Source organism: Acinetobacter sp. MF4640, from assembly GCF_002018895.1.
Taxonomy (GTDB): Bacteria; Pseudomonadota; Gammaproteobacteria; order Pseudomonadales; family Moraxellaceae; genus Acinetobacter; species Acinetobacter johnsonii.
Genome location: NZ_MVOM01000022.1, coordinates 1 through 23,434, shown reverse-complemented (window position 1 = coordinate 23,434; position 23,434 = coordinate 1). Strand labels below are relative to the sequence as shown.

Sequence of the window (23,434 nt, the reverse complement as noted above, 5' to 3'; positions counted from 1 at the left end):
ATTTTTTGCATAAGCTTTGTGAACGCAAGGCCTTTTACAAACCTAAATCACAATAAAAAAGGCGCTCAAAGCGCCTTTTTTACTTTAGCTAAACTTAGCCTTGTTGACGAGCTTGTTGCTCTTTCAATAAGTCTTCGTAGCTTACAGCAGTATCCGTTACTTTAGCAGACGCTAAGATGTGATCAACCACTTGGTCTTCTAACACAACAGCTTCGATTTGCGAACGTTGTTGCTTGTCATTTTTGAAGTATTCGATCACTTCAGCTGGATCTTCATAAGAAGAAGCCATGTCTTCGATGTAAGCATCAACACGTGCTTGATCTACTTCAATTTTAGCATCAGCTAAAACTTTGCTTACCAATACGCCTAATTTTACAGATTTTTCAGCTTGTTCTTTGAACAACTCATCTGGAAGCATGCTTGAGTCAAATGCTTTCGCACCTTGAGCACCAAATTGCTGAGTGAACTGTTGGATCATTTGTTGACGTTGACGGTCAACTTCTTGAGCAACCATAGACGCAGGAAGTTCAACTTCGTTTGCAGCTACAAGTGCATCAAAAGCTGCACCTTTCACTTGATTACGCAAACCATTTTTCACTTCACGTTCCATGTTTTTACGAACGTCAGCTTTTAACTTCTCAATGCCTTCTTCTTCAGTTAAACCAAAGATTTTAAGGAATTCAGCATCAACTTCTGGAAGTTTTTGTTTTTCAACAAGCTTCACAGTGATTTTGAATTGAGCTGATTTACCAGCAAGGTTTTCAGCTTGGTAATCTTCAGGGAAAGTTACATCAATCACTTTCTCTTCGCCTTTCTTCATACCAACGATGCCGTCTTCGAAGCCAGGGATCATACGACCTGAACCTAAAACAAGTTTAAAGTCTTCTGCAGAACCGCCTTCAAACTTCTCACCGTCTACTGAACCTTCAAAGTCGAAAGTTACTTGCATGTCTTTTTTAGCCATGCCTTTCGTTTCAGCCCAAGAAGCACGTTGCTTCTGAAGGTTTTCGATCATTTGATCAACATCTTTGTCGTTTACTTCAGATGCTTTACGTTCAACTTCTAAACCATCAAATTTCACGTTAACTTCTGGATAAACTTCAACAGTCGCTTCGTATACAAGCGCGTCGTCTTTTAATTCAGATTTTTCAATGTTTGGCATGCCAACAGCATTGATTTTTTCTTGTTGGATCGCTTCAAATACTGTGTCACGAATAATGTCGCTTACGACTTCTTGGTAGATACCCGCGCCATATTCACGACGAACAACATTTACTGGCACTTTACCTGGACGGAAGCCGTTGATCTTCACAGTTTTAGCAGTGCGTTTTAAGCGAGCTTCGAACTGCTCGTTAACACGGCTCGTCGGTACAGATACATTTAAACGACGGGTAACACCCGAAACCGCTTCAGAAGTTACTTGCATGGCTTCCTCAATCTTTTGGTAAGAACAATTTTAAAAAGTGCCACATTATATGACAACATTGAACGATATACAAAACACCCGATTGAAACCACATATTTTTTTCTTCATTTATCGTTTTTTATTTTGAATATTTTTAAATCGCTACTGATTAAGCGCAAAGTATTATATTTTTTATGGCTTTTTGTTGCAAATGATAAATATTACCATTAATATTTGCGTCAATTTTGATCGTTTTTTTCAATTTTTTTCTCGTCCATCATTGGAACTCTAGTTATGAGTAAGTTTAATCTACACCCTCTTTCATTGGCATTGCTTGGGGCAATCACCACTCCTGTTTTCGCAGAAACAACAACTGAAGATTCATCTACCCATCAGCTTTCCACTATTGTGGTTTCAGCTGCGGGTTTTGAACAAGATATTAAAAATGCACCTGCTACAATGACGGTCATTACAGCAGAAGATTTAAAAAATAAACGTATTAATTCGATTGCCGATGCCTTAAGCGATATAGAAGGCGTTGATATTAGTCCCACAGCAGGAAAAACAGGTGGTCTGAATATTCGTATTCGTGGAATGGATTCAGAATATACACTTGTTCTAATTGATGGTCGCCGTCAAAACAGCACTGGTGACATTACGCCAAATGGATTTGGTGAATCAAACAACAGTTTTATCCCTCCAATATCTGCGATTGAACGTATTGAAGTCATACGCGGCCCTGCATCTACATTATATGGCTCTGACGCCATCGGTGGTGTAGTCAACATTATTACTAAAAAAGTTTCAAATGAATGGACTGGAGCAGTCACTTTAGAAGGAACATTACTCCCTAATAGTTCTGATTTCGGGAATCAACGCTCTGTAGATGCATATGTTACTGGTCCACTTATTCCAAACATCCTTGGTATCCAATTAAGAGGCCGCAAAGCTGAACGAGATCAATCAAACGTAATTCGTAGCGATGATGAAGGTACTGAAACAGAACTAACTCAGGGACAAAACCCAACCAAATCAGACTTAGAAAATATTGGTGTTCGCTTAACTTTAACACCAACGGATCAACACGATATTTCTGCGGAATATGAGCAGACAGATCAATGGTATGACAACTCTAAAGGACAATTAGGCACTTTAGGTGCAAACGGCGGTTATGATAAGTCCCAAGAATATAATCGTGAAAAAATGATTCTTTCACATACGTGGCGCAGTAATATCGGCACTCTTGAGTCTAGTCTCGCAAATACTCAAACAGAAACGGTAGGTCGCTTAATTCCGGCTCGCGCGCAAAATATGTCTCAGGCAATAACACCACGTTTGCTTGAAAGCGAAGATACTATTTTCGATACCAAGTTTACGACTAATTATATTAATGGTCATAACATTACTTTAGGGGGGCAATGGTGGGATGCAAGCATTCGTGATGGACTTCGTGTTCAAAAAGAAGTTTCTTTTGAGCAATTAGGACTATTCGCTGAAGATACATGGTCACTTAATGATAGTTTGGCATTAACCTTGGGTTTACGTTATGACAATCATGATACTTTTGGGGATTTTTGGACGCCGCGTGCTTATTTAGTCTGGAATGCAAATGAAAACTGGACATTTAAAGGTGGCTACTCTGAAGGCTACAAAGCGCCTCGATTAGAACGCCTAACCACAGGTATTTATAATGTTAGTGGTCAAGGCCGCACACCTGTTTTCGGTAATCCTGATTTAAAACCTGAAACCAGTAAAAATTTAGAACTAGGTACGTATTTTACGAATAACTTTAATTTTGACTTTAATATCACAGGTTTTTTTAGTGAAATTGAAGACAAAATTATGACGGGTAATGCTGAGTTACGCTGTAATACTGATACGAATAAACAGCAATGTGAAGACTATATGCTTTCCGTTGGAACGCCTTGGACAATGGACTATAACCGAGGTGCTCCAGATACGTGGAACGTTACGCGTCCAATCAATGCCGAAGAAGCTGAAGTTTATGGTATTGAAACTGGTCTAAATTGGGAGTTTGCAGAAAACTGGAAACTAGGCCTCAATTATACTTGGACCGAGACGGAAATTAAGGATAAACAACTTAATAACCCTGTTCTAAATGATACACCAAAGCATATGGCAAACGCCTCTTTGAAATGGCAAGCTGCCGATTTCGTCAATTTATGGGCACGTGGTGAATATCGTAGTGAACGTGCACGTTTTACGTCAAATTACGAGAATCTAACCGTAGCTAACCAAGCTGTTTATGATGCGTTAGGAGATTATAAGGCTTATACACTGTTCCATATTGGTTCAAACTTTATCGTTAATGATAACTGGGACGTTGGTGTGGCTTTATACAATGTCTTTGACAAAGACTTCAATGATTATGAAAAAATAGGGACAGGCTATTACAATCGTTATAGTAACACCCAAGAAGGACGACGCGTTCAGCTAAGTACGGCCTTTAAGTTCTAGGCTACATGCAAAACCCTGCGCCGGCAGGGTTTTCTTCATACATACCAAATATAGATCTAACATAATTTATACATACTCACTTGAGAAACACCTTCAAACTTAGCCTAAAAATAATGGATTCTAAATTCCAATAATATTATAAAAATATAATCTAATTTTCCAATCCAAATAAAAATCAAAAACTTATATCAAATTCATTACATTATTACATTTATTTTTTCTACACAAATACATCTAAGCATCGACAATTTCAATGTAATAGTTATGCTACAAAAAATAAGAATCATTATTATTCGCATACTAATTTACAACGCTAGAACTAGATTCGTTATGGCCTTCATCAAAACACGTAAAAAGCTGGTTTCTTCAGCAATCGCTTCAACACTCTCTGTGGTTGCAGTCAATGCTGTTGCGCAAGATCAAATCGCGCAATTAGAAACAATTCACACGGAAGCGGCAGCAGAACAAAGTTTGAAAGTAGACAAATCTGCAAACAGCAAGTTCGTTGCCCCCCTACTCGACACACCAAAGTCAGTATCTGTTATTTCTAAACAGTTGATTGAAGACACTCAAGTTACAACTTTAAGCGATGCTTTACGCACAGTACCTGGGATCACACTTGGTGCAGGTGAAGGTGGTAACCCAAATGGTGACCGTCCATTTATCCGTGGTTATAACTCTGAAAGTTCAATGTATGTAGACGGTGTACGTAACTCTACTTCTCAAAACCGTGAAATGTTTGCGATTGAGCAAGTTGAAATTACTAAAGGTTCTGCATCTGCTATGGGCGGTGCAGGTACAACTGGTGGTAGCATCAACATGATTTCTAAAGTTGCAAAAAAAGGTGACTTTTTAGAAGGTTCTGTGGGTGCAGGAACGGATGATTACCAACGTATTACTTTAGACGGTAACAAAGATTTTGGTAATGGTATTGCTGCTCGTGTTGCCGTAATGGGTCACCACAACGACAAAGCAGGTCAAGAAGATGGTACTGAATATGCACGTGCAGGTATTGCACCAAGTATTACTTTTGGTCTAGACAGCGACACGCGTGCAACTTTAAGCTACTACTACCTCAAAACTGATGATACCCCTGATTCAGGCATTCCATACAACAACCCATTTGGTGCTCCAAGAACTGGAGCAATTGATTACCGACCATTAAATGGCAATGGTAAGCCTATCGATGTTAAACAAGGTATGTATTACGGCTGGAAAGATCGCGATTTCCAAAAACAGGAAAATCAATCAGGAACGATCAAGCTTGAGCATGATCTTACTGATAATTTAACCCTTAGCAATACCGCTGTATACAACAAATCTAAAAATGACTATCTTTGGACGAATCCGGATGATTCACAAGGTAACTTTTACAATAAACCTGAATTCACTAATCAATTAGTAGGCAATGTTTGGGCGCGTGCAAACTCACGTGTAGCTGATACTGATACCTTTACAGACCAATTGGCTTTAACAGGTAAATTTAATACAGGTCGCTTAAAGCACAGCTTTAACCTAGGTGCTGAGTACTCAGACCAAGAAACAGACCGTACCCAATATATTATCAATGGCGAAAATACTACGGGAAGTGCCTACTCGGATTGTAGCAAGTCTGAAAATGTGAGCTCTGGTTGGTGCACCTCGGTTCAGAATCCTAATCGTGGTCCATGGACAGGCAGCATCAGTACTGAAGGCGCTGACCGCTATAACATTCAGAATAAAAACACTTCTGTATATTTCCTCGATAGCATTGAATTACACCCACAGTGGATCTTGGATTTAGGCTTACGTTGGGATGACTACTCAGCAGAACAAACCATGATTGCAGGTCGCTATAACTCAACCTATTCGGAAGGAACCGTTGTTAACCTTAAAAACGATTCAGACTTTGTAAACTATCAAGCTGGTTTAGTTTATAAACCTGTCGAAAATGGTTCAATCTATGCAAGTTATGCAACCTCATCAAATCCAGTCGGTGTGGATGGTGGTGATGGTTCAGAAGGTATTACAGCAGCTATTCAGAACTTAAAACCTGAAGAAGTCCGCACTATGGAACTGGGAACTAAATGGGATGTCTTGAATGACAAACTTAATTTAACTGCAGCCATTTTCCGTACTGAAAAAACCAATACACGTGCAACAGCTGATGACGGTACAACCAAAAATATTGGTGAAACACGTGTCGATGGTTTTGAATTGGGTGTAAACGGTAATATCACTGAAAAATGGGCGTTATCTGCTGGTTATACCTATTTAGACAGCGAATTAGTTGATGATGGCACTGGTTTAAATGACGGCAAGCAAGTTCAAAACGTTGCTAAAAACTCTGCAACACTTTGGACCACTTATCAAGTCACGCCACAGTTGACTTTAGGTGCTGGCGCAATTGCGATGGACAAAGTCTATGGCAATGCCGCAAATACCAAATGGGTACCAGGCTACGTTCGCTACGATGCTATGGCGCGTTACAACGTCAACAAAAATGTTGATCTACAGTTAAATGTCAACAACTTGGCTGATACACGCTACTTCACTAAAGCATATTCATCTCACTATGCAACTGAAGCTGAAGGTCGTAGCGCAGTACTGTCTCTAAACTTCAAATACTAAGTTTTTAACTAAAATCTTTTTCATCCTGAGATTTGATAAAAATAGCCTCTCATTGAGGCTATTTTTATATATGCTTAAAGACTAAATAGAGCTTTCATTTTCAGCAGGTCGCGTTGTGATCCATCATATTCCCAATGTACTAACAAAAGAGCAAGTTCAATACTTCCGTGATGAAATGGCAAAAGTCGAGTGGATTGATGGTAAAAAAACCACAGGATCACTCTCAAAAAATGTAAAACAAAATCAACAACTCCCTGAAGATCACCCGCTCACGCAACACTTAGGCAATATCATCTTAGAAGCACTTGGACAACATCCACTCTTTATATCCGCTGCTCTACCTTTAGATATTTTGCCGCCATATTTTAACCGCTATGAACAAGGCGAAACTTTTGGCTTCCATGTAGACAATGCCATTCGCTGGGTAGCCGGAAGCAAAGATCGGATTCGTACCGATGTATCCTGCACTGTTTTTCTAAGCGAACCTGACGAATATGAAGGTGGCGATTTGGTGGTAGAAGACACCTATGGTTATCATGAAGTGAAATTACCTGCGGGTGATATGATTTTATATCCATCTACTAGCGTGCATGAGGTAACACCAGTGACCTCAGGCTGCCGTGTCGCTTCGTTCTTTTGGGTTCAAAGTATGATTCGAGATGATACTGACCGCCATATCTTATTTAATCTTGATCAAACTATTCAGAACCTACGTGTGCAACTCGGTGATCAACATCAAGAAGTGGTCAAGCTCACTAGTCTGTATCATAACCTGATGCGCAAATGGGCTGAACTGTAAAACAATAATCCCAGCTCAACGTTAACTACTGTAGTAACTGGACCGTTCCATGACATCAAAAACTGTTTTGCCACCACTCACCCAAATTCCTGCCTCATTACAAACGATTGCAGACTATGAAATTGAGGCAGAAAAGCATCTGCCTGAGATGGTCTGGCACTATTTGCAAGGTGGTGCTATGGATGAAATCAGTGTTCGAAATAACCTCGCTCAGTTCCAAAACCTGCACTTGATACCACGCATGTTAAGAGATCTCACTCAAGGCAATACAAGCTGTGAAATCTTAGGACAAAGCTTTCCACATCCTATTTTTGTGGCACCGATTGGTCATCAACAGCAGTTTCATCCTGAAGCAGAAGCTGCAACTGCACTGGCAGCAGAAGTACTCGGCAGTAATATGATTTTGAGTACTTTTACCAACACAGACATGCGAACATTCAAACCTAAAAATCCCTACAAATGGTTTCAACTGTACTGGCAAGGTGACCGTAATAAATCTTTGGCTTTGATTAAGCTCGCTGAGGCACAAAACTTCACCGCCATTGTGATCACTGTGGACTCACCACATACAGGTATCCGTGACCGAGAACGTCGAGCCTTCTTTCACCTCCCTGAAAACATGCAGCATCCGCACACTCCTGCCCATATTCCACTGCCTGAACTGCAAGAAGGCGATCATCCCGTGTTTAATGGGCTAATGAAAATTGCTCCAACGTGGGACGACATCGCATGGATAGTTCAACAGACTGATTTACCCATCCTGTTAAAAGGCATCGTCAGTCCACTCGATGCCCAACTGGCCATTCAACAGGGCGTGCAAGGCTTAATTGTGTCTAACCACGGCGGTCGTGTTTTAGATACCTGTATTCCTCCACTAAAAGCCTTACAACTCATCAAGAAAACTGTGCCAAATGACTTCCCTCTTTTATATGATGGCGGTGTGCGTCGCGGCTCAGATGTATTTAAGGCGATTGCTTTAGGTGCTTCCGCGGTTTTAGTTGGACGACCATGTATTTATGGTCTTGCCACTGCGGGTGCCTTAGGCGTTGCACATGTGCTTAAAATCTTAAAAGAAGAATTTGAGATCACCATGGCGTTGATGGGCACTGCAACACTTGCAGATATACAGCCAGATATGGTCATAGAGTTCTCATAACCTCTTCAACAAAGCGAATGAAATGAATCAAATTCGTAAAATGAAGAAAAAGATCAAACACATCTCAAAAATATACGGAAATATTTCCCCTAAATATCAAATTAAAGGGAAATATTTTTTCAGATACGACTAAAAGCCATAAAAAAAGAAAAATCTTTTCGACCGAACTGGATTAAACTCTTAAATATAACGTTACAAGGTTACTCACGGTAAATCTAAGTCGTATCAAATATTTACGTTTACAAACACCCTGAAGACTCCCTTGTAAATAGAGACCATAGACACAATCTATATAAATAGTAGGTTGCTTTTTATTACCCACTCAAATGCAACCCGTACTATGTAAGGAGTTACCTCATGATGTTGGCTGATCCAAGTAAAAAATATCGTCGCATGTATCAACGTGTTGACTTGCCAGACCGTCAATGGCCAAACAACGAAATTACAAAAGCGCCTATTTGGATGAGTACTGACCTGCGTGATGGTAACCAAGCGATTTTTGAACCGATGGACATGGAACAAAAATTTAAAATGTTCCAAATGTTGGTGAAAATTGGATTCAAGAATATTGAAATCGGTTTCCCCTCAGCATCTCAAATTGACTTTGACTTTACCCGTAAATTGATCGAAGAAAATCACATTCCAGATGATGTGTATATCGAGGTTTTAGTTCAAGCACGTGATCATTTGATTCAGCGTACCTTTGAGTCTTTAGCGGGTGCAAAACGTGCCATCGTGCATATTTATAATTCAAATGCACCAACCTTCCGCCAAAAAGTCTTAAATGTCGATGTTGCAGGTGCGAAGCAATTGGCCGTTAATGCAGCCAGCAAAGTCAAAGAATATGCAGCGCAATATCCTGAAACGGAGTGGGTGTTCCAGTACAGCCCAGAGTGTTTCTCTGCAACCGAATTAGAGGTTGCAAAAGACGTGTGTGATGCAGTTACCGAAATTTGGGAAGCATCACCAAGCAATAAAGTGATTTTAAACTTACCGGCTACGGTTGAAGTTTCAACCCCAAACGTTTATGCAGACCAAGTTGAATGGATGCACCGCAACATCGCCCGTCGTGATGGCGTGATTATCTCTGTACACTGTCACAATGACCGTGGCTGTGGGATTGCCGCATCAGAATTGGCGATTATGGCCGGTGCAGACCGTGTCGAAGGTTGTGTGTTTGGTAATGGCGAACGTACAGGTAACGTCGACGTCGCTGCGATTGCTTTGAATATGTACTCTCAAGGTGTTGCGCCAAACTTAGATTTTTCAAATATCAATGAAATCATTGCAACGGTAGAAGAATGCACAGGCTTGCCTGTTCACCCTCGCCACCCTTATGCAGGCGACTTGGTCTTCACCGCATTTTCTGGTTCGCATCAAGATGCCATTAAAAAAGGGTTTGAGTTCCAAAAGAACGAAGAAATTTGGGATATGCCATACTTACCAATCGACCCGAAAGACTTGGGCCGCGACTATGATGCTGTGATTCGCGTCAATTCACAGTCAGGTAAAGGCGGTATTGCTTACTTGTTAGAAGCAAATTACAACGTAGTATTGCCACGTCGTATCCAAATTGAATTCTCTCAAACTGTACAAAAACGTACCGATGAAGAAGGCACTGAAATTACCGCACAAGAAATTTGGAAATTATTCAAAGAAACTTATGTAGACACCAAAGATACGCATTACTCTACTAAAAACTACCGTTTGTATGACAACAACGGCAAACAAGTGGTTGAGCTTGAAATTGAAGTGAATGGTGAAACGCAGCAATTACGTGGTGAAGGCAATGGTCCAATCTCTGCAATGTTGGATGCTTTACAGTTACCAATTGACGTCTTGAGCTACGAAGAGCGTGGTATTAGCTCTGGAGCAAATGCAAAAGCCTTGGCTTTGGTTGAGTTACAAGTCAAAGGCACTGGAAAATCAGCCTTCGGTGCGGGTATTCACGACAACATTGTGACCTCATCGATTGAAGCGATTATTGCGTGTACCAACCGCTTAATTGATCAAGGTGTGTTAAGCACAGATCAAGTGATTGCTGCTGCGGTATAAGTATTAGCAATAATAATTAGCACTAAAATGACTTTAGAAGGATACCCTCAAGTGGTATCCTTTTGTTTATTAACCCCAAAGATTTAAGGCGTATTATTCCTGTGTCTTTTCCTGCTGACTCCGTGGGTATCGTTACTCCACAAAAGTTTACTTTTGAAGGGCCCTTAGAGCTCGAATGCGGTCGTATTCTTCCTCGTTATGAATTGATGGTTGAAACCTATGGGGAACTCAATGCAGATAAATCCAATGCGATTTTAATTTGCCATGCACTATCAGGTCATCATCATGCTGCGGGTTACCATCATGCTGACGATAAAAAACCGGGTTGGTGGGATGCTTGTATTGGCCCAGGTAAAGCGATTGATACTTCAAAGTTTTTCGTGGTAGCACTGAACAATATTGGGGGCTGTAGCGGTTCAACAGGGCCAACTTCGCCAAATCCTGAAAATGATAACCGTCCTTATGGTCCTGACTTTCCTTTAGTCACCGTCCGTGACTGGGTTAAAACCCAAGCTATTTTATCCGATCATCTGGGTATTCAAGTCTGGAGTGCAGTGATTGGTGGTTCGCTGGGTGGTATGCAAGCCTTGCAATGGTCGGTTGATTATCCTGATCGTTTGCAAAAATGCGTGATTATTGCCAGTGCACCGAAACTGTCTGCTCAGAATATTGCCTTTAACGAAGTCGCACGACAGTCAATTTTGTCTGATCCAGACTTCCATGATGGTCGCTATCTTGAAAATGACAGCTATCCAAAACGTGGCCTAATTTTGGCACGTATGGTCGGTCATATTACCTATCTATCTGAAGAAGCCATGAAACAAAAATTTGGCCGTGACTTAAAGTCAGGCAAATTTATGTACGGTTTCGATGTCGAATTCCAAGTCGAAAGTTATTTGCGTTATCAAGGTGAGCAATTTAGCCGTAACTTTGATGCCAACACCTACCTGATTATGACTAAAGCTTTGGATTATTTTGATCCTTCGCGTGAGTATGAACAGTCTTTAGTTAAAGCCATGTCTCAGACCAAATGTCAGTTCCTTGTGGTGTCCTTTACCACCGACTGGCGTTTTACCCCGCAACGTTCACAAGAAATTGTGGATGCGTTGATCACCAACCACAAACCAGTGAGCTATTTAGATATCGACGCTGAACAAGGCCATGACTCATTCCTGTTCCCGATTCCTTTGTATGTAAAAGCATTACGTGCATTTCTGGGTGGTTCTGAACACCTTCAAGCATCTCAGGAGGCTGTGTAATGCGTATTGATCATCAACTGGCAGAAAAATGGATCAAACCTGATTCTAGCGTACTCGATTTAGGTTGTGGTGACGGTGAATTACTGGCTCATATGAGCAAAAAGCACAATATTCGCGCATATGGACTGGAAATTGATCAAGAAAAGATTGCAATTGCAGTCGGTCGCGGGTTAAATATTATCCAACAAGACTTAAACTTGGGTTTAAGCCGCTTTGCAGACCAGTCTTTTGACTATGTCGTTATGGCACAAGCCTTGCAAGCGGTAGATGCACCAGATGTTTTATTACGTGATATGGTGCGCGTAGGTAAACAGGCGATCATTACTTTTCCTAATTTTGCCCATTGGAAGACCCGTTCTTTCTTGGCACTGAAAGGAATGATGCCCGTTTCTGAAGTTTTGCCGTACATGTGGTATAACACACCCAATATCCACTTATGTACTTTCCGTGATTTTGAAGCACTTTGTGCGGAAAATAACATCAGAATTATTAATCGACTCGCTGTAAATGGGGATCAACAAGATAGTTTACTCAGTAAACGTCTCCCGAATTTGTTTGGTGAAGTCGCAATTTATCGAGTGAGCGCTCTATGAAAAAACTATTCTTAAGCACGACACTACTGGTTGGACTTTTGAGCATTCAAGCTCATGCAGATTATGTTTCCCCAACCACGTCTGTTGCGAGTCAAGCTGCACAGTATTCTGTTATGGATATCAATAGCTTAATTAAAGCAGCAAAAGCGGGTCAGCCTGCTGCGCAGTTCTATCTTGCAACCAAGTATCAACAGGGTAAAGACATTTCTGCAGATGAACGACAGGCCTTTGCTTGGTACAAAGCCGCTGCGGATCAAGGTCTTTCGGCAGCTCAGCTGAATGTTGGTCGTATGCTTGCAGATGGCCTAGGCACCAAAAAAGATGAATCTTTAGCACGTCAATACTTTGAAAAAGCAGCCAGCCGTGGTGATAACCGCGCAAGCTTTAACTTGGCGATGATGGAAGAGCAAAAGAAAAACTACATGGGTGCTTATCAATGGTATGAGCTTTCAACCCGTGATGGCATGCTCGATAATAAAGTGATTACGCTTTCTGAAGGCAAGAAAACAGCGTTGGCGGCAAACTTAACGCAAGATCAAATTCGTCAAGCACGTGACCGTGCAGACAAGTGGATTCAAGCTCAATAAGCTTTTATTTCCATACTCAGCACCTTCGGGTGCTTTTTTATTGCCTATCCATGAGTCGGACTTGTTAAAATAACCCCATAATTTTTAAAGCACGGATCTTTCACATGGCATCAACTGATTGGTTATCTCAAGGCACGTTAGTCCTCGCAAGCAATAACAAAGGTAAAATTGCGGAATTTGAAAAATTATTTGCAGAGCTCAACTTACCTGTTGAAGTGATTGCTCAAGGTAAATTGGATATTGAAGATGCCATTGAAGATGGTCTGAGCTTTGTCGAAAATGCGATTATTAAAGCACGCCATGCATCTAGAATTTCAGGAAAACCAGCCATTGCAGATGACTCTGGGATTTGTGTCCCAGTTTTAGGTGGTGCACCGGGGATTTACTCTGCGCGTTATGCAGGTGAACACGGCGATGATGCTGCCAATAACCAAAAACTCTTAGCTGAACTCAAGCCACTGCGTAAAGATGGTCAAGCGATTGAAGGCATGTTTGTATGCGTTTTAGCGTTAGTACAACATGCTGATGATCCTCTGCCGCAAATTTTCCAAGGCATTTGGAAAGGTGAAGTACTGGAGGCTGCTCGTGGGGAAAATGGTTTTGGTTATGACCCGCTGTTCTGGTTACCCGAGTTAGGGCTTTCAAGTGCAGAAATGAGCAAAGAAGAAAAAAATAAAATCAGCCATCGTGGTCAGGCGATGCAACTGTTTAAAGCCAGTTTAGAACAATAAAAAACTAAGCTGTATAATGTTGCCCCTTCTCCCCTCGGGGAGGACGGTGGCGAAAGATTCTCTATATCTCCCTATCACCGTTGCGCAGCACTTGCATTTCCAGCTAAAAGTGAGTGCTTAGATCACAGCAAATACATGCAGCAATAAACCATAAATACTCACCACGGCACAGCTGATGATCGTACCTGAAGCAATGTATTTTGCCGATGTGCCTGTACCTTGATAATGCGTTTCCAAAGCCACAATATTGGCTGCTGGCGGTAAACAGAACAATAAGAACATGACCCCAATATATTGTTCAATATGAGGAATAGCGAGATAACGATAACTCAGCCCACACAGCACCACGCCACATACCAATTTTAACAAAGCTGTCCGACTACTTTGCCACAAGTCCGCTTTTTCAACTTTGGTGTGCCTCAACCACATGCCCAATACACACATGCCAGAGAAGCTCATACCAAATTTGGCTGCACTATAAACCACATCAATCAGATCATGCTGTGACCAATGTTGTACCCCAACGGAACGCAAAATAAGGGCCAGAATCAAAGCAATCATGGGTGGAGCACAGAGCACTTTTTTTAAAATAAATGAAAAAGCTAACGGTGTTTGGCTCACAGCTGTCACTGCCCAGAGATTGCCAAAAATAGAGCCGCCGATATATAAGGCCACCATTGCTGGACTAATTTTTGTGCCAAATAACGCAATCGCAAAAGGAAAGCCTAACCATGCCATATTGACATAACTAAAACACAGGGCGCTTAATTTATTCTTTGAAAAATAGAGGAAAAAGTAAAATAAGAGCACTGCCACGACAAAACTGAATAACATCAGACTAAAGCTACCAGCCTGATAAAACACCATGTTGTAGACAATAACAATCGGAATGAAGCAACGCGCTAAAAGACTTGAAAAGCCTGTTTTCAACCGTGTTGCCAATGGGGTGGATGCAAGGAGTAAACCACTAAGAAAGGCCAACAGAGGGAGCAGCAACGTCACTTCAATATCCTTGAAATTTCACGGAATCATCATAACACTGCTTTTTCTCAAAATCAGTGCAAAGCGATCGTTTTGTCTTGAAATTGAAACATCATCGTCACCGCAATGTCACACAAGCCTGTTGATATAGGGAAAACGAAAAATGATGAGGATCTACCCATGGCGGGACTATCAATTTGGCACGTACTAATTTTTGCAATTGTGGTTATTCTTCTTTTTGGTACAGCCAAACTTAAGAACTTAGGCAAAGATGTCGGCGGTGCCGTGAAAGACTTTAAAAAATCAATCCGTGATGAGGACGCTGAAGCAGCTCAACTCAATGAACCACGCACCTTAGAACATCAAAATAGCAACACAAGCAACTCAACCGTCAAACATTAAGTCATTGGAGTTTTGCGATGCTCAATATCGGCATGACAGAGCTTTTGGTGTTTGGCATTATCGCACTATTGGTTCTTGGACCAGAGAAATTACCTGAAGCGGCGCGCTTTGCAGGCAAGTGGTATGGCAAAGTCAAACGCATGGTCAGTAATGTGCAAAATGACATTGACCGTGAGCTACGGATGTCTGAATTACGTGAACAAATGCAAAATGAAATGAAGCGAATTCAGGAGCTTGAACAAAAGATGCAAGCTCAGATGCAACACATACAACAACAAAATATTTTGGCAAATGAAAAACACCCAAAAACTGCCACACTCGATAATAAAAATATCTCCCATACTTATCAGTATGTAGATCAAAAAGCACCTGTATTTACACTTCAACCTATGAAACACAAGTCATCTGTAGATTCGGTACCTTATTTAGGCTGTGTTCAAAATAGCTTTGAACCGATGCGGGAGGCTGTATGAAATCTAATAACTTAAATCCTGTAGTGACTCAAGATTCAGAGCAACTGCTGCTTGAAGAAATGCCGATTACTAAGCACTTGATCATCTTAAGAGGTCATTTATTTAAAATCGTCGGTTTAATTCTCATTTTGTTTTTTTGTTTATTGCCTTTTGCCAATCATAGCTACCAAATGCTATCTGAACCCTTACGAGCACAACTTCCAATTAGCTCATCTATGATTGCAACGGATGTTACCGCCACCTTTATGGCGCCATTTAAACTGAACTTTTTTGTGGCTCTCATGCTGGCCATGCCTTTTATCATTTATCAGCTTTGGGCTTTTGTAAAACCGGCGCTATACGAAAAAGAAAAATCACTCGCAACGCCTCTTTTGATTGGTAGTATTGCATTGTTTTATGCTGGTGTGGCTTTTGCTTATTTCATTGCGCTGCCATCCATTCTGCACTTTTTTATCAGTGTTTCCCCTGACACTGTGGCCCCAATGACAGACATCAACAGCTATCTCAGCTTCTGTCTAAAACTGTTTTTGGTTTTTGGCTTAACATTTGAAATTCCTATTGTTACCTTGATACTCATCTTGATTGGGGTGGTGAGCACCCAACAATTGGTTGAAAAACGAAAATTCATTATTGTCGGCTGTTTTTTTGTTGCAATGTTTGTGACCCCACCTGATGCTCTTTCGATGATTATGCTCGCGATACCGATGTGGCTTTTATTTGAGATTGGTCTCTTTTTTGGAAAACTGATTGAAAAAAAACGAGCGGCTGAAGTTTAAGCTCCCCGATTTAAAACAATGAGCAGGCAAAATTGCCTGCTTTTTTTATGGCTAGATGTGCTACTGATCATTTCATGTTTTTGACATATAAGCTTCACCACGCTGTCATATTGACGCTTTACCTTGTTTGTAACTTTCTAAAAACGACCAAGCAAAGACGCTAGGAAAAGACATGACATACCAAACTCCATATCACGAAGATCAAGAACTCGATAACAATAACTCAAGCAATACACATTTTCGCGATATTTTAGAAAAACACATTTCACGCCGTAGCTTAATTAAGAAAACTGCAAGTGGAGCGGCTGCGTTAGCATTAGCATCAAGCTTAACAGCGTGTGGAGATGATGATAATTCTACAAACAATGAAACAACGCCTCCAACCGATCCAAACGTACGACCACAGAAATTAACATTTACCCCAGTAGATAAAAACTTAAATGACTGGGTTACGGTGCCTGAAGGCTATACAGCAACTGTACTCTATGCAATGGGCGATTCGATTAACCCAGCATATGCAGCATGGGATGATCAAAATGTCCCGTCTGGTCCGAGTTTCCAATTCCGTTCAGGTGATTGCCATGATGGTATGAGTTTTTTTGGTTTAAACAACTCAACTGGCCGTTATGATTCGTCTGCCTCAGAACAAGGTCTTTTGGTGATGAATCATGAATACATCAATCCAACATTCCTACATCCTAAAGGGCCAACAAAACCCAATGGCCGACGTCCTGAAGATGAAGTAATCCGCGAAGTCAATGCACATGGCGTCTCCGTAGTTCACATCAAGAAAGACAAGACAAATCAGAAAGTCGAAATTGTACAAAATTCTATTTTCAATCGTCGTATTACAGGCTCAACAATCATGGACTTTAATGGTCCAGTGGCAGGTAACCCTTTACTCGCAACACAATATTCACCTGTGGGTCTCAAAACTCGCGGCACACACAACAACTGTGGTAATGGCTACACACCGTGGGGTACATATTTAACCACAGAAGAGAATTTTATCGGCTATTTCAAACGTTCAGGTGCCGATGAATATGCAGGCCGCTCGGACAAAGAAAAAATTGCACTCAAACGCTACGGTTTAGGTTTAAGCATCGATTATCTTTACGAAAAAAATGCAGATGGCACACCTAAAAAAGATGAGAAAGGGCAAATTATTTATATTCTTGATGGTTCAGGAAATAAAATTCCGAATAAAGATGCGCAAAACCGTACTGCTTATTTGGATACAAACTCACGCTATGCTTGGGAAACAGCCGTTGGTGCAGTTGAATCACAAGACTTATATGATCGCTGGGATGCTTCCATTAAAGGTGTAACGACTGCACAAGATTTCCGTAATGGTCCGAACACCTTTGGCTGGATTGTTGAAATTGACCCATTTGATGGTCGTCAAAACCCTGTGAAACGTACTGCACTCGGACGTTTCGCACATGAAGACTGTCGTGCAAGCCGTGCAATTGAAGGCCAACCGTTTGCCTTCTACATGGGGGATGACTCTCGTGGCGAATACATTTATAAATTTGTCTCGGATGCAACTTGGGACCCAAAAGACATTAACAAGGGTTACCGAGCTGGTGACAAATACATGAACAATGGCAAGTTCTATGTGGCTCAATTTAATGATGACGGTACAGGACAATGGGTCGAATTGGCTTATGGACAAAATGGCCTAAATGAACAAAACAACATTTACCCATTTAGCTCTCAAGCAGAAGTCCTGACCTTTGCACGCTTAGCGGGTGACACGGTTAAAGCAACCAAGATGGACCGTCCAGAATGGGTCGCTGTGAATCCAGAAAATGGGGAAGTCTATGTTACGCTGACCAACAACTCAAACCGTGGTACAGCATATACCACCGATGCAGCGAATCCACGTAACTATAGCGACCCAGAAGGCGGTAAAGGCAATGTCAACGGTCATATCATTCGCTTCAAAGAGGAAAACTCAGCGGCAGAGACCTTTGAATGGGATATTTACTTATTTGGTGCTGAAGCTGCGATGGCGGAAAACATTAACCTCTCAGGTTTAAATGATAACAACGACCTGTCATCACCAGATGGGATGTGGTTTGACCCACGGGGCGTGCTGTGGATTCAAACCGATGATGGCGCGTATACCGACACAACTAACTGTATGATGCTTGCAGCCTTACCGGGTCAAGTGGGTGATGGTGGTGTTGCAACTGCACCAAATGAACAAGCAACCATTGTGGGTGCAAAAGTTACAGATGAAAACTTACGTCGTTTCCTCACAGGCCCTGCTGAATGTGAAATCACGGGGGTGACCATGACGCCTGACCACAAAGCCATTTTCATTAATGTGCAACATCCGGGTGAAGACTCTAAGAGCTACAATGCGCCAACCAGTCACTGGCCTGCAAGCCAAACTGATCGTGTAAACCAAACTGCGCGTCCACGTTCGGCAACCGTGGTCATTACACGTAATGATGGCGGTTTGATCGCAGGTTAAGCAAAAAAAATGCAGCAAATGCCGACCTCATGTCGGCATTTTTTATGATTTAAAGAGTACAGCCTGTTCCGTGATTTTTCCTTTGAACACACCCTGCTGCTGCTTTTCCAGCCAAGACCATTGTTCATGAGTCATGCGTAGGAAGTTAGAACAGCGTGTCCCATAAATAGGGCTTTGAATAAAAGTCGAAGATAATAATTCTTCCATATCCAGACTAATCCCAGTTTGTGGCAACAAGTCTGAAATAACCTTGCGTTCATCCTCCAAAATATCCCAAGCTGTCTTCTCTAACTCACTTTGTAAGATATGGGATTGTTGCAACATCGGTAAGAACTCTTGGGTAAAGCGCTTACGTAAATGTTTGGTTTTTTCCCAATGTTCCGTCATCAAACCATTCGACACCACATATACGCCTTTCGGAAGAACCTGTGGTGCTTCACCACGATTGCTCATGTAGACCGCCTGATGCCGATCCCCCATAAAAAGATTAAAGCCCGCATAGTCACATTGTTTTTTCTCTAAGTCTTGAGCAAAACGAATCGGGGTTTGTTCAGACTCTAAAAAGGATTGAATCAAATGTCCACGAGACGTTGGATAGCTGGTTTGATCCTTTCCATCGCGAAAGTTGGTTAAAACTGCCCAACGTCCTGTTGGCGTTATACCCATCCATGTGCCGCCAGACTGCAAATCTTGCCCTGCAATAATCGGGCTATTTTCCCACTGCTTTAAATGGCTCGAAGGGCGCTGATAGAACTCATCTCGATTTGAAATCAAACTCAATGGCATCTCATCCAAGACCTGCCATGCTATTGCCACAATACACATAAATGATACTCATCATCTTTACACATTGAATGTACAACATTTTTCATCTCTTTCAGCTAAAATCTGTTCAAAACATAATGACTAGGAATATGCATGCTGACCTATCCAAATATTGACCCCGTCGCAATAGCACTTGGCCCTTTACAAGTTCATTGGTACGGCCTGATGTATTTATTGGCCTTTTTGTTTGCTTGGGGACTTGCAAGCTACCGCGCGAAAGAACGTGGTTGGACACCAGATATGATCTCCGATTTGATCTTTTATGGCGCTCTAGGTGTGGTTATTGGTGGTCGTGTCGGTTACGTCTTCTTTTATGGCTTTGAGCAATTCCTTGCCAACCCAATCTGGTTGTTCCAAGTCTGGACAGGCGGTATGAGTTTCCACGGCGGCTTCTTGGGTGTAATGCTTGCCATGCTGTTCTGGTGTAAGAAATACAAAATGACTTGGTTCCAAACCCTCGACTTTATTGCGCCATGTGTCCCTACAGGGCTCATGTTTGGCCGTATTGGTAACTTCATTGGCGGAGAGCTTTACGGTCGCCCAGTTGCAGATCCAAACTTTGCACTGGGTATGATTTTCCCAACGGATCCGCTACAGCTAATTCGCCATCCGTCTCAGCTCTATCAGGCCTTTTTTGAAGGGTTATTGTTATTCATCGTACTGTGGTGGTTCAGTTCAAAGCCACGGCCTCGTATGGCGGTTTCAGCATTATTCTTGATCGGTTATGGTATGGCCCGCTTCATCGTAGAATTCTTCCGTGAGCCTGACAATGGGCAACTATTCATCGCATGGATGAGTAAAGGTCAATTCCTCAGTCTGCCAATGATTTTGGTTGGTACGTGGATGATGTGGTATGCCTATCAAAAGAAAATCTATGATTGGGGTCCACAAAAGAATAATGGCTAATCCGATGAGCGGATAAAATATTGGGGGCTTCATTGCCCCCTTTTTTAGGGCCAAATTATGCTAAAGTGACATATGTTTGGTTTTTAAATACATCACTCCCATGCTCGAATTTTGGTTTAATCCCTCAATTTCTATTCTTAAAAAATTACTTATTTTTATTGCAATTGCTGTTGTAACAGGTGTGTTGTATTGGATGGAACCCCTGAGCCTCAATGCCATTTTAATGTTCTTGGGTACTGGGATTGTTTTTCTGATTTGTCGTTACTGCAAAATCCATTTTGCGGCCAAAAATCCTACAGGTTTTTTATATCGTCTACTGACTTGGATTCCTATTGCCCTACTCTTAGCGCTGATTTTTATGAATATTAAAGATGGTGAGCTACTGGTTCCGGGTGCACAAGGGATTGGTTTTATGGCGCTAGGGATTTGCCTATTTTCCCCCCTATCTCTTTTGCATAGCAATACTCAGCCTGAGTCTAAATAAACCATGTTGAACTTTTGGTATTCGGAACGCTGTAGCCGTCAAATTAAACTCATCGTTTGTATTGCCACTTGCGTGATGATTTTTATGGCAGCACAAGTTCAACAGCTTGGCGCAATTTTTATTGGTTTGTGTCTCGTGATTGGCATTGCAACGCATTTGCTACGTGGTGTGCTATTGAAGATTGCTCAGGACAATCCGTATCGGGAAGGCTTTTCGCGTTTGGTTATTTTTGTACCCCTAATTGCCCTGATTTGTTTGCTGGGCTATCTCCCCGCTCAAGATAAAATTGCTCTTGCGCTCCAGTGTATCGGCTTTAGTGGAATTGGTTTATTTTTAGTATCGATTCACGCACAGCGTGAAAAAAGAATTTAATTAGGATGTGGAATTGCTCTACATCCGGTCAACATCTGCTTAATCCATTCGATAATAGCTGTAGTTCACATTTTGGTTACGGTAAACCGCATAACCACTTTGTTTAAAATCAGAAACCCAGCCATTGCCTGAATAAGCGGCAATATGTCCATAACGGTTTTTTGCAGTACGGTCGATAATATAAATATCACCTTTTTTAGGCTGATCAAAAGATAAATTAATTTTACGATAACCAATGCTGGTTAGGGTATTCCCCCAATCTGCCGCAGCCACAGGATGACTCTTGAAGCTTGCACCCGCAGACTCTAAGCCAATGCGAATACTTTTAGCACATTTTTGAGTGCTGGTTTGACGGGTAATATTTCTTAAAAATCCTGTAAATTTTTCAATATCCACACGCTGATGGTTGCTAATAGCCCTTTCTCTTGCTTGCTTCGAGCTTAAAATATCCGCAGCGGTAACATTTCGCTCTGACTGAGAACGTATTATGATATTGGTTTGCGCAGGCGCATAGATGTCATTCATATTTACGTTTTGATCATAAGGCATACTAAAACCAACTCTCCTCCCAATCATTAGGGGTGTGCAACTTTTCGAGTTCGAAATACTAACCGCTCAGTATTGAACTTTCATGTCGTAAATGTAATATTTTTTTTCAAAATGCAACACAACTTTTCTAAAGTTTTATTTTCTCTGTACTTTTTGAAACTTAAATTAACTAAAAAAATTTACCCCTTACCCAAGTCCTTTTTCGGCTTAAGCTCAAATGTTTCACCATTGGCTAATGAAGTCCTTAGATATGGAATGGATTGCCCATCTAAACGGCTATCTATTTAGATTCGATACAACTCAATTATTGCAGTTTAAATCCTGCACAAAACCACTTTAACCTGGTTCTCTGTAATAGCTTTCACATAACTTTTATATGATTAATCATCTCGCCTGACTTACTAATCTCGAGTGCGCAATAAGGCACAATTCAGTATAATCATCCGCAGATTTTATAATTTAGAGTGGAAAGTACAGGCACATCTATTAAGAGGTCTGTTCCCCCGAAGTGTTTATTTGAGAGTTTTATGAAAACGTATTTAGACCTGCTACAACACATCCTCGATCACGGTGGTGATAAAGGCGACCGTACTGGTACAGGTACGCGCTCGGTATTTGGTCATCAAATGCGCTTTGATCTTTCTCAAGGCTTCCCTTTATTAACCACTAAAAAAGTACACTTTCGTTCGATCGTGATTGAACTGTTGTGGTTCTTAAAAGGCGATACCAATGTGCAATATTTACAGGACAACAAAGTCAGTATTTGGGACGAATGGTCAACCGCAGAACAAACTGCGCGTTTTGGTCGCCCAGAAGGTGAACTGGGGCCGGTGTATGGTCATCAATGGCGTAATTTCGGTGCAACTAAAAAAGCCGACGGTTTGTATGAAAAAGATGGTTTTGACCAAATTGCGTGGTTAGTCAATGAAATTAAAACCAATCCAAACTCACGCCGTCTGATTGTATCGGGTTGGAATCCACAAGAAGCTGGGCAAGTCGCCCTTCCTCCGTGCCACACCCTCTTCCAGTTCTTTGTTCATAACGGCAAACTGTCTTGTCAGCTCTATCAACGCAGTGCCGATGTTTTTCTAGGTGTGCCTTTCAATATTGCCAGTTATGCGCTACTCACCCATATGATTGCGCAAGTCTGCGGTTTAGGCGTGGGTGACTTTGTCTGGACGGGTGGTGATACGCATTTATATGCCAACCATTTTGAGCAAGCGAAGCTTCAGTTAAGCCGTGAACCTTTAGGGCTGTGCCAACTGAAACTCAATCCTGCGGTTAAAGATATTTTCGACTTTAAATTTGAAGATATCGAAATCGTGGGTTATGAATCACATCCAGGGATTAAAGCACCTGTCGCTGTTTAAAATCTTTTACAGAATAGATCTCCTGCGAAAGTCATTATTGCAAGTTTATCCGGTTTACGAGTGCAGCAATTAAGTTAATGCGTAAGCCGAATCTTTTCCGTCTATTTCGATAGCGTTCACTTAATATTCTAAATGTTTTCA

Annotated in this window: 21 protein-coding genes and 1 pseudogene; 17 read left to right on the top strand and 5 right to left on the bottom strand. The window is 41.5% G+C overall.

All coding sequences use genetic code 11. The features are described from left to right. Positions 1-94 precede the first annotated feature (94 nt). Entirely contained in the window at positions 95-1,426 is a 1,332-nt protein-coding gene (tig, locus tag MF4640_RS09080) for a trigger factor (RefSeq protein ID WP_004979052.1), read from the bottom strand. Between the two features lie 273 nt (positions 1,427-1,699). On the opposite strand from tig, the gene MF4640_RS09070 reads away from it, so the two are divergent. The 9 genes from MF4640_RS09070 to rdgB all read left to right on the top strand — a co-directional run bounded on the left by MF4640_RS09070 (position 1,700) and on the right by rdgB (position 13,673). After that, on the top strand, positions 1,700-3,883 hold the full coding sequence (locus tag MF4640_RS09070; RefSeq protein ID WP_078389355.1) for a TonB-dependent receptor domain-containing protein: 2,184 nt from the start codon (positions 1,700-1,702) through the stop codon (positions 3,881-3,883). A gap of 330 nt (positions 3,884-4,213) precedes the next feature. Continuing rightward, positions 4,214-6,493, top strand: a complete 2,280-nt coding sequence (locus MF4640_RS09065; RefSeq protein ID WP_078389354.1) for a TonB-dependent receptor — start codon at positions 4,214-4,216, stop codon at positions 6,491-6,493. A 115-nt stretch (positions 6,494-6,608) separates the two neighbouring features. Further along, positions 6,609-7,292 carry a Fe2+-dependent dioxygenase gene (locus MF4640_RS09060; protein ID WP_078389353.1) on the top strand — a complete coding sequence of 228 codons (684 nt, stop codon included), beginning with the start codon at positions 6,609-6,611 and terminating at the stop codon, positions 7,290-7,292. A 49-nt stretch (positions 7,293-7,341) separates the two neighbouring features. Next, positions 7,342-8,448, top strand: coding sequence for an alpha-hydroxy acid oxidase (locus MF4640_RS09055; RefSeq protein WP_078389352.1), 1,107 nt, complete (start codon positions 7,342-7,344; stop codon positions 8,446-8,448). 357 nt (positions 8,449-8,805) lie between these two features. Then, positions 8,806-10,503, top strand: a complete 1,698-nt coding sequence (gene leuA, locus MF4640_RS09050; protein WP_004692435.1) for a 2-isopropylmalate synthase — start codon at positions 8,806-8,808, stop codon at positions 10,501-10,503. A 101-nt stretch (positions 10,504-10,604) separates the two neighbouring features. After that, positions 10,605-11,762 (top strand): homoserine O-succinyltransferase MetX, encoded by a 1,158-nt coding sequence (gene metX, locus MF4640_RS09045; RefSeq protein WP_078389351.1) that lies wholly within the window; start codon positions 10,605-10,607, stop codon positions 11,760-11,762. Next, a complete protein-coding gene (gene metW / locus MF4640_RS09040; protein ID WP_004692438.1) occupies positions 11,762-12,355 on the top strand; it encodes a methionine biosynthesis protein MetW in 594 nt (197 codons plus the stop codon). The genes metX and metW overlap by 1 nt, the downstream gene beginning before the upstream one ends. Next, on the top strand, positions 12,352-12,942 hold the full coding sequence (locus MF4640_RS09035; RefSeq protein ID WP_004692440.1) for a tetratricopeptide repeat protein: 591 nt from the start codon (positions 12,352-12,354) through the stop codon (positions 12,940-12,942). The genes metW and MF4640_RS09035 overlap by 4 nt, the downstream gene beginning before the upstream one ends. Positions 12,943-13,046: 104 nt before the next feature. Next, a complete protein-coding gene (rdgB, locus tag MF4640_RS09030) occupies positions 13,047-13,673 on the top strand; it encodes an RdgB/HAM1 family non-canonical purine NTP pyrophosphatase (protein WP_005400826.1) in 627 nt (208 codons plus the stop codon). Positions 13,674-13,790: 117 nt separating this feature from the next. Here rdgB and MF4640_RS09025 read toward each other — a convergent pair whose 3' ends face one another. Then, positions 13,791-14,675, bottom strand: a complete 885-nt coding sequence (locus tag MF4640_RS09025; protein WP_078389350.1) for a permease — start codon at positions 14,673-14,675, stop codon at positions 13,791-13,793. 159 nt (positions 14,676-14,834) lie between these two features. On the opposite strand from MF4640_RS09025, the gene tatA reads away from it, so the two are divergent. The 4 genes from tatA to MF4640_RS09005 all read left to right on the top strand — a co-directional run bounded on the left by tatA (position 14,835) and on the right by MF4640_RS09005 (position 18,787). After that, positions 14,835-15,056, top strand: coding sequence for a Sec-independent protein translocase subunit TatA (tatA, locus tag MF4640_RS09020; RefSeq protein WP_004979030.1), 222 nt, complete (start codon positions 14,835-14,837; stop codon positions 15,054-15,056). Positions 15,057-15,073: 17 nt separating this feature from the next. Next, entirely contained in the window at positions 15,074-15,529 is a 456-nt protein-coding gene (gene tatB, locus MF4640_RS09015; protein ID WP_078389349.1) for a Sec-independent protein translocase protein TatB, read from the top strand. Next, positions 15,526-16,305, top strand: a complete 780-nt coding sequence (gene tatC / locus MF4640_RS09010; RefSeq protein WP_078389348.1) for a twin-arginine translocase subunit TatC — start codon at positions 15,526-15,528, stop codon at positions 16,303-16,305. The genes tatB and tatC overlap by 4 nt, the downstream gene beginning before the upstream one ends. Before the next feature lie 172 nt (positions 16,306-16,477). Then, positions 16,478-18,787, top strand: coding sequence for a PhoX family protein (locus MF4640_RS09005; protein WP_078389347.1), 2,310 nt, complete (start codon positions 16,478-16,480; stop codon positions 18,785-18,787). A 42-nt stretch (positions 18,788-18,829) separates the two neighbouring features. On the opposite strand, the gene MF4640_RS09000 is transcribed toward MF4640_RS09005, so the two are convergent. Further along, the gene (locus MF4640_RS09000) at positions 18,830-19,612 is read right to left on the bottom strand and encodes an NRDE family protein (protein ID WP_078389346.1); all 783 of its coding nucleotides are present in this window, start codon (positions 19,610-19,612) and stop codon (positions 18,830-18,832) included. Between the two features lie 93 nt (positions 19,613-19,705). On the opposite strand from MF4640_RS09000, the gene lgt reads away from it, so the two are divergent. The 3 genes from lgt (at position 19,706) to MF4640_RS08985 (ending at position 21,374) form a co-directional block, all read left to right on the top strand. Next, positions 19,706-20,518 carry a prolipoprotein diacylglyceryl transferase gene (gene lgt, locus MF4640_RS08995; RefSeq protein ID WP_004692458.1) on the top strand — a complete coding sequence of 271 codons (813 nt, stop codon included), beginning with the start codon at positions 19,706-19,708 and terminating at the stop codon, positions 20,516-20,518. 100 nt (positions 20,519-20,618) lie between these two features. Continuing rightward, the gene (locus tag MF4640_RS08990; RefSeq protein WP_005400833.1) at positions 20,619-21,002 is read left to right on the top strand and encodes an AzlD domain-containing protein; all 384 of its coding nucleotides are present in this window, start codon (positions 20,619-20,621) and stop codon (positions 21,000-21,002) included. Between the two features lie 3 nt (positions 21,003-21,005). Then, positions 21,006-21,374, top strand: a complete 369-nt coding sequence (locus MF4640_RS08985; protein ID WP_005400834.1) for a hypothetical protein — start codon at positions 21,006-21,008, stop codon at positions 21,372-21,374. Positions 21,375-21,413: 39 nt separating this feature from the next. Here MF4640_RS08985 and MF4640_RS08980 read toward each other — a convergent pair whose 3' ends face one another. Then, on the bottom strand, positions 21,414-21,923 hold the full coding sequence (locus MF4640_RS08980; RefSeq protein ID WP_005400835.1) for a CHAP domain-containing protein: 510 nt from the start codon (positions 21,921-21,923) through the stop codon (positions 21,414-21,416). A gap of 527 nt (positions 21,924-22,450) precedes the next feature. Between MF4640_RS08980 and thyA the strand changes: the two genes are divergently transcribed. Further along, positions 22,451-23,293 (top strand): thymidylate synthase, encoded by an 843-nt coding sequence (gene thyA, locus MF4640_RS08975; protein WP_005400836.1) that lies wholly within the window; start codon positions 22,451-22,453, stop codon positions 23,291-23,293. Between the two features lie 34 nt (positions 23,294-23,327). Here the strand turns inward: thyA and MF4640_RS18985 are convergent. After that, positions 23,328-23,434: pseudogene (locus MF4640_RS18985) on the bottom strand (IS5/IS1182 family transposase); the annotation flags it as partial.

Excerpts from the sequence above, each read along its gene's own strand:
- tig (WP_004979052.1), bottom strand. The coding sequence starts at position 1,426 with ATGCAAGTAACTTCTGAAGCGGTTTCGGGTGTTACCCGTCGTTTAAAT.
- MF4640_RS09070 (WP_078389355.1), top strand. The coding sequence starts at position 1,700 with ATGAGTAAGTTTAATCTACACCCTCTTTCATTGGCATTGCTTGGGGCA.
- MF4640_RS09065 (WP_078389354.1), top strand. The coding sequence starts at position 4,214 with ATGGCCTTCATCAAAACACGTAAAAAGCTGGTTTCTTCAGCAATCGCT.
- MF4640_RS09055 (WP_078389352.1), top strand. The coding sequence starts at position 7,342 with ATGACATCAAAAACTGTTTTGCCACCACTCACCCAAATTCCTGCCTCA.
- leuA (WP_004692435.1), top strand. The coding sequence starts at position 8,806 with ATGATGTTGGCTGATCCAAGTAAAAAATATCGTCGCATGTATCAACGT.
- metW (WP_004692438.1), top strand. The coding sequence starts at position 11,762 with ATGCGTATTGATCATCAACTGGCAGAAAAATGGATCAAACCTGATTCT.
- MF4640_RS09035 (WP_004692440.1), top strand. The coding sequence starts at position 12,352 with ATGAAAAAACTATTCTTAAGCACGACACTACTGGTTGGACTTTTGAGC.
- rdgB (WP_005400826.1), top strand. The coding sequence starts at position 13,047 with ATGGCATCAACTGATTGGTTATCTCAAGGCACGTTAGTCCTCGCAAGC.
- tatA (WP_004979030.1), top strand. The coding sequence starts at position 14,835 with ATGGCGGGACTATCAATTTGGCACGTACTAATTTTTGCAATTGTGGTT.
- tatB (WP_078389349.1), top strand. The coding sequence starts at position 15,074 with ATGCTCAATATCGGCATGACAGAGCTTTTGGTGTTTGGCATTATCGCA.
- tatC (WP_078389348.1), top strand. The coding sequence starts at position 15,526 with ATGAAATCTAATAACTTAAATCCTGTAGTGACTCAAGATTCAGAGCAA.
- MF4640_RS09005 (WP_078389347.1), top strand. The coding sequence starts at position 16,478 with ATGACATACCAAACTCCATATCACGAAGATCAAGAACTCGATAACAAT.
- MF4640_RS09000 (WP_078389346.1), bottom strand. The coding sequence starts at position 19,612 with ATGTGTATTGTGGCAATAGCATGGCAGGTCTTGGATGAGATGCCATTG.
- lgt (WP_004692458.1), top strand. The coding sequence starts at position 19,706 with ATGCTGACCTATCCAAATATTGACCCCGTCGCAATAGCACTTGGCCCT.
- MF4640_RS08990 (WP_005400833.1), top strand. The coding sequence starts at position 20,619 with ATGCTCGAATTTTGGTTTAATCCCTCAATTTCTATTCTTAAAAAATTA.
- MF4640_RS08985 (WP_005400834.1), top strand. The coding sequence starts at position 21,006 with ATGTTGAACTTTTGGTATTCGGAACGCTGTAGCCGTCAAATTAAACTC.
- MF4640_RS08980 (WP_005400835.1), bottom strand. The coding sequence starts at position 21,923 with ATGCCTTATGATCAAAACGTAAATATGAATGACATCTATGCGCCTGCG.
- thyA (WP_005400836.1), top strand. The coding sequence starts at position 22,451 with ATGAAAACGTATTTAGACCTGCTACAACACATCCTCGATCACGGTGGT.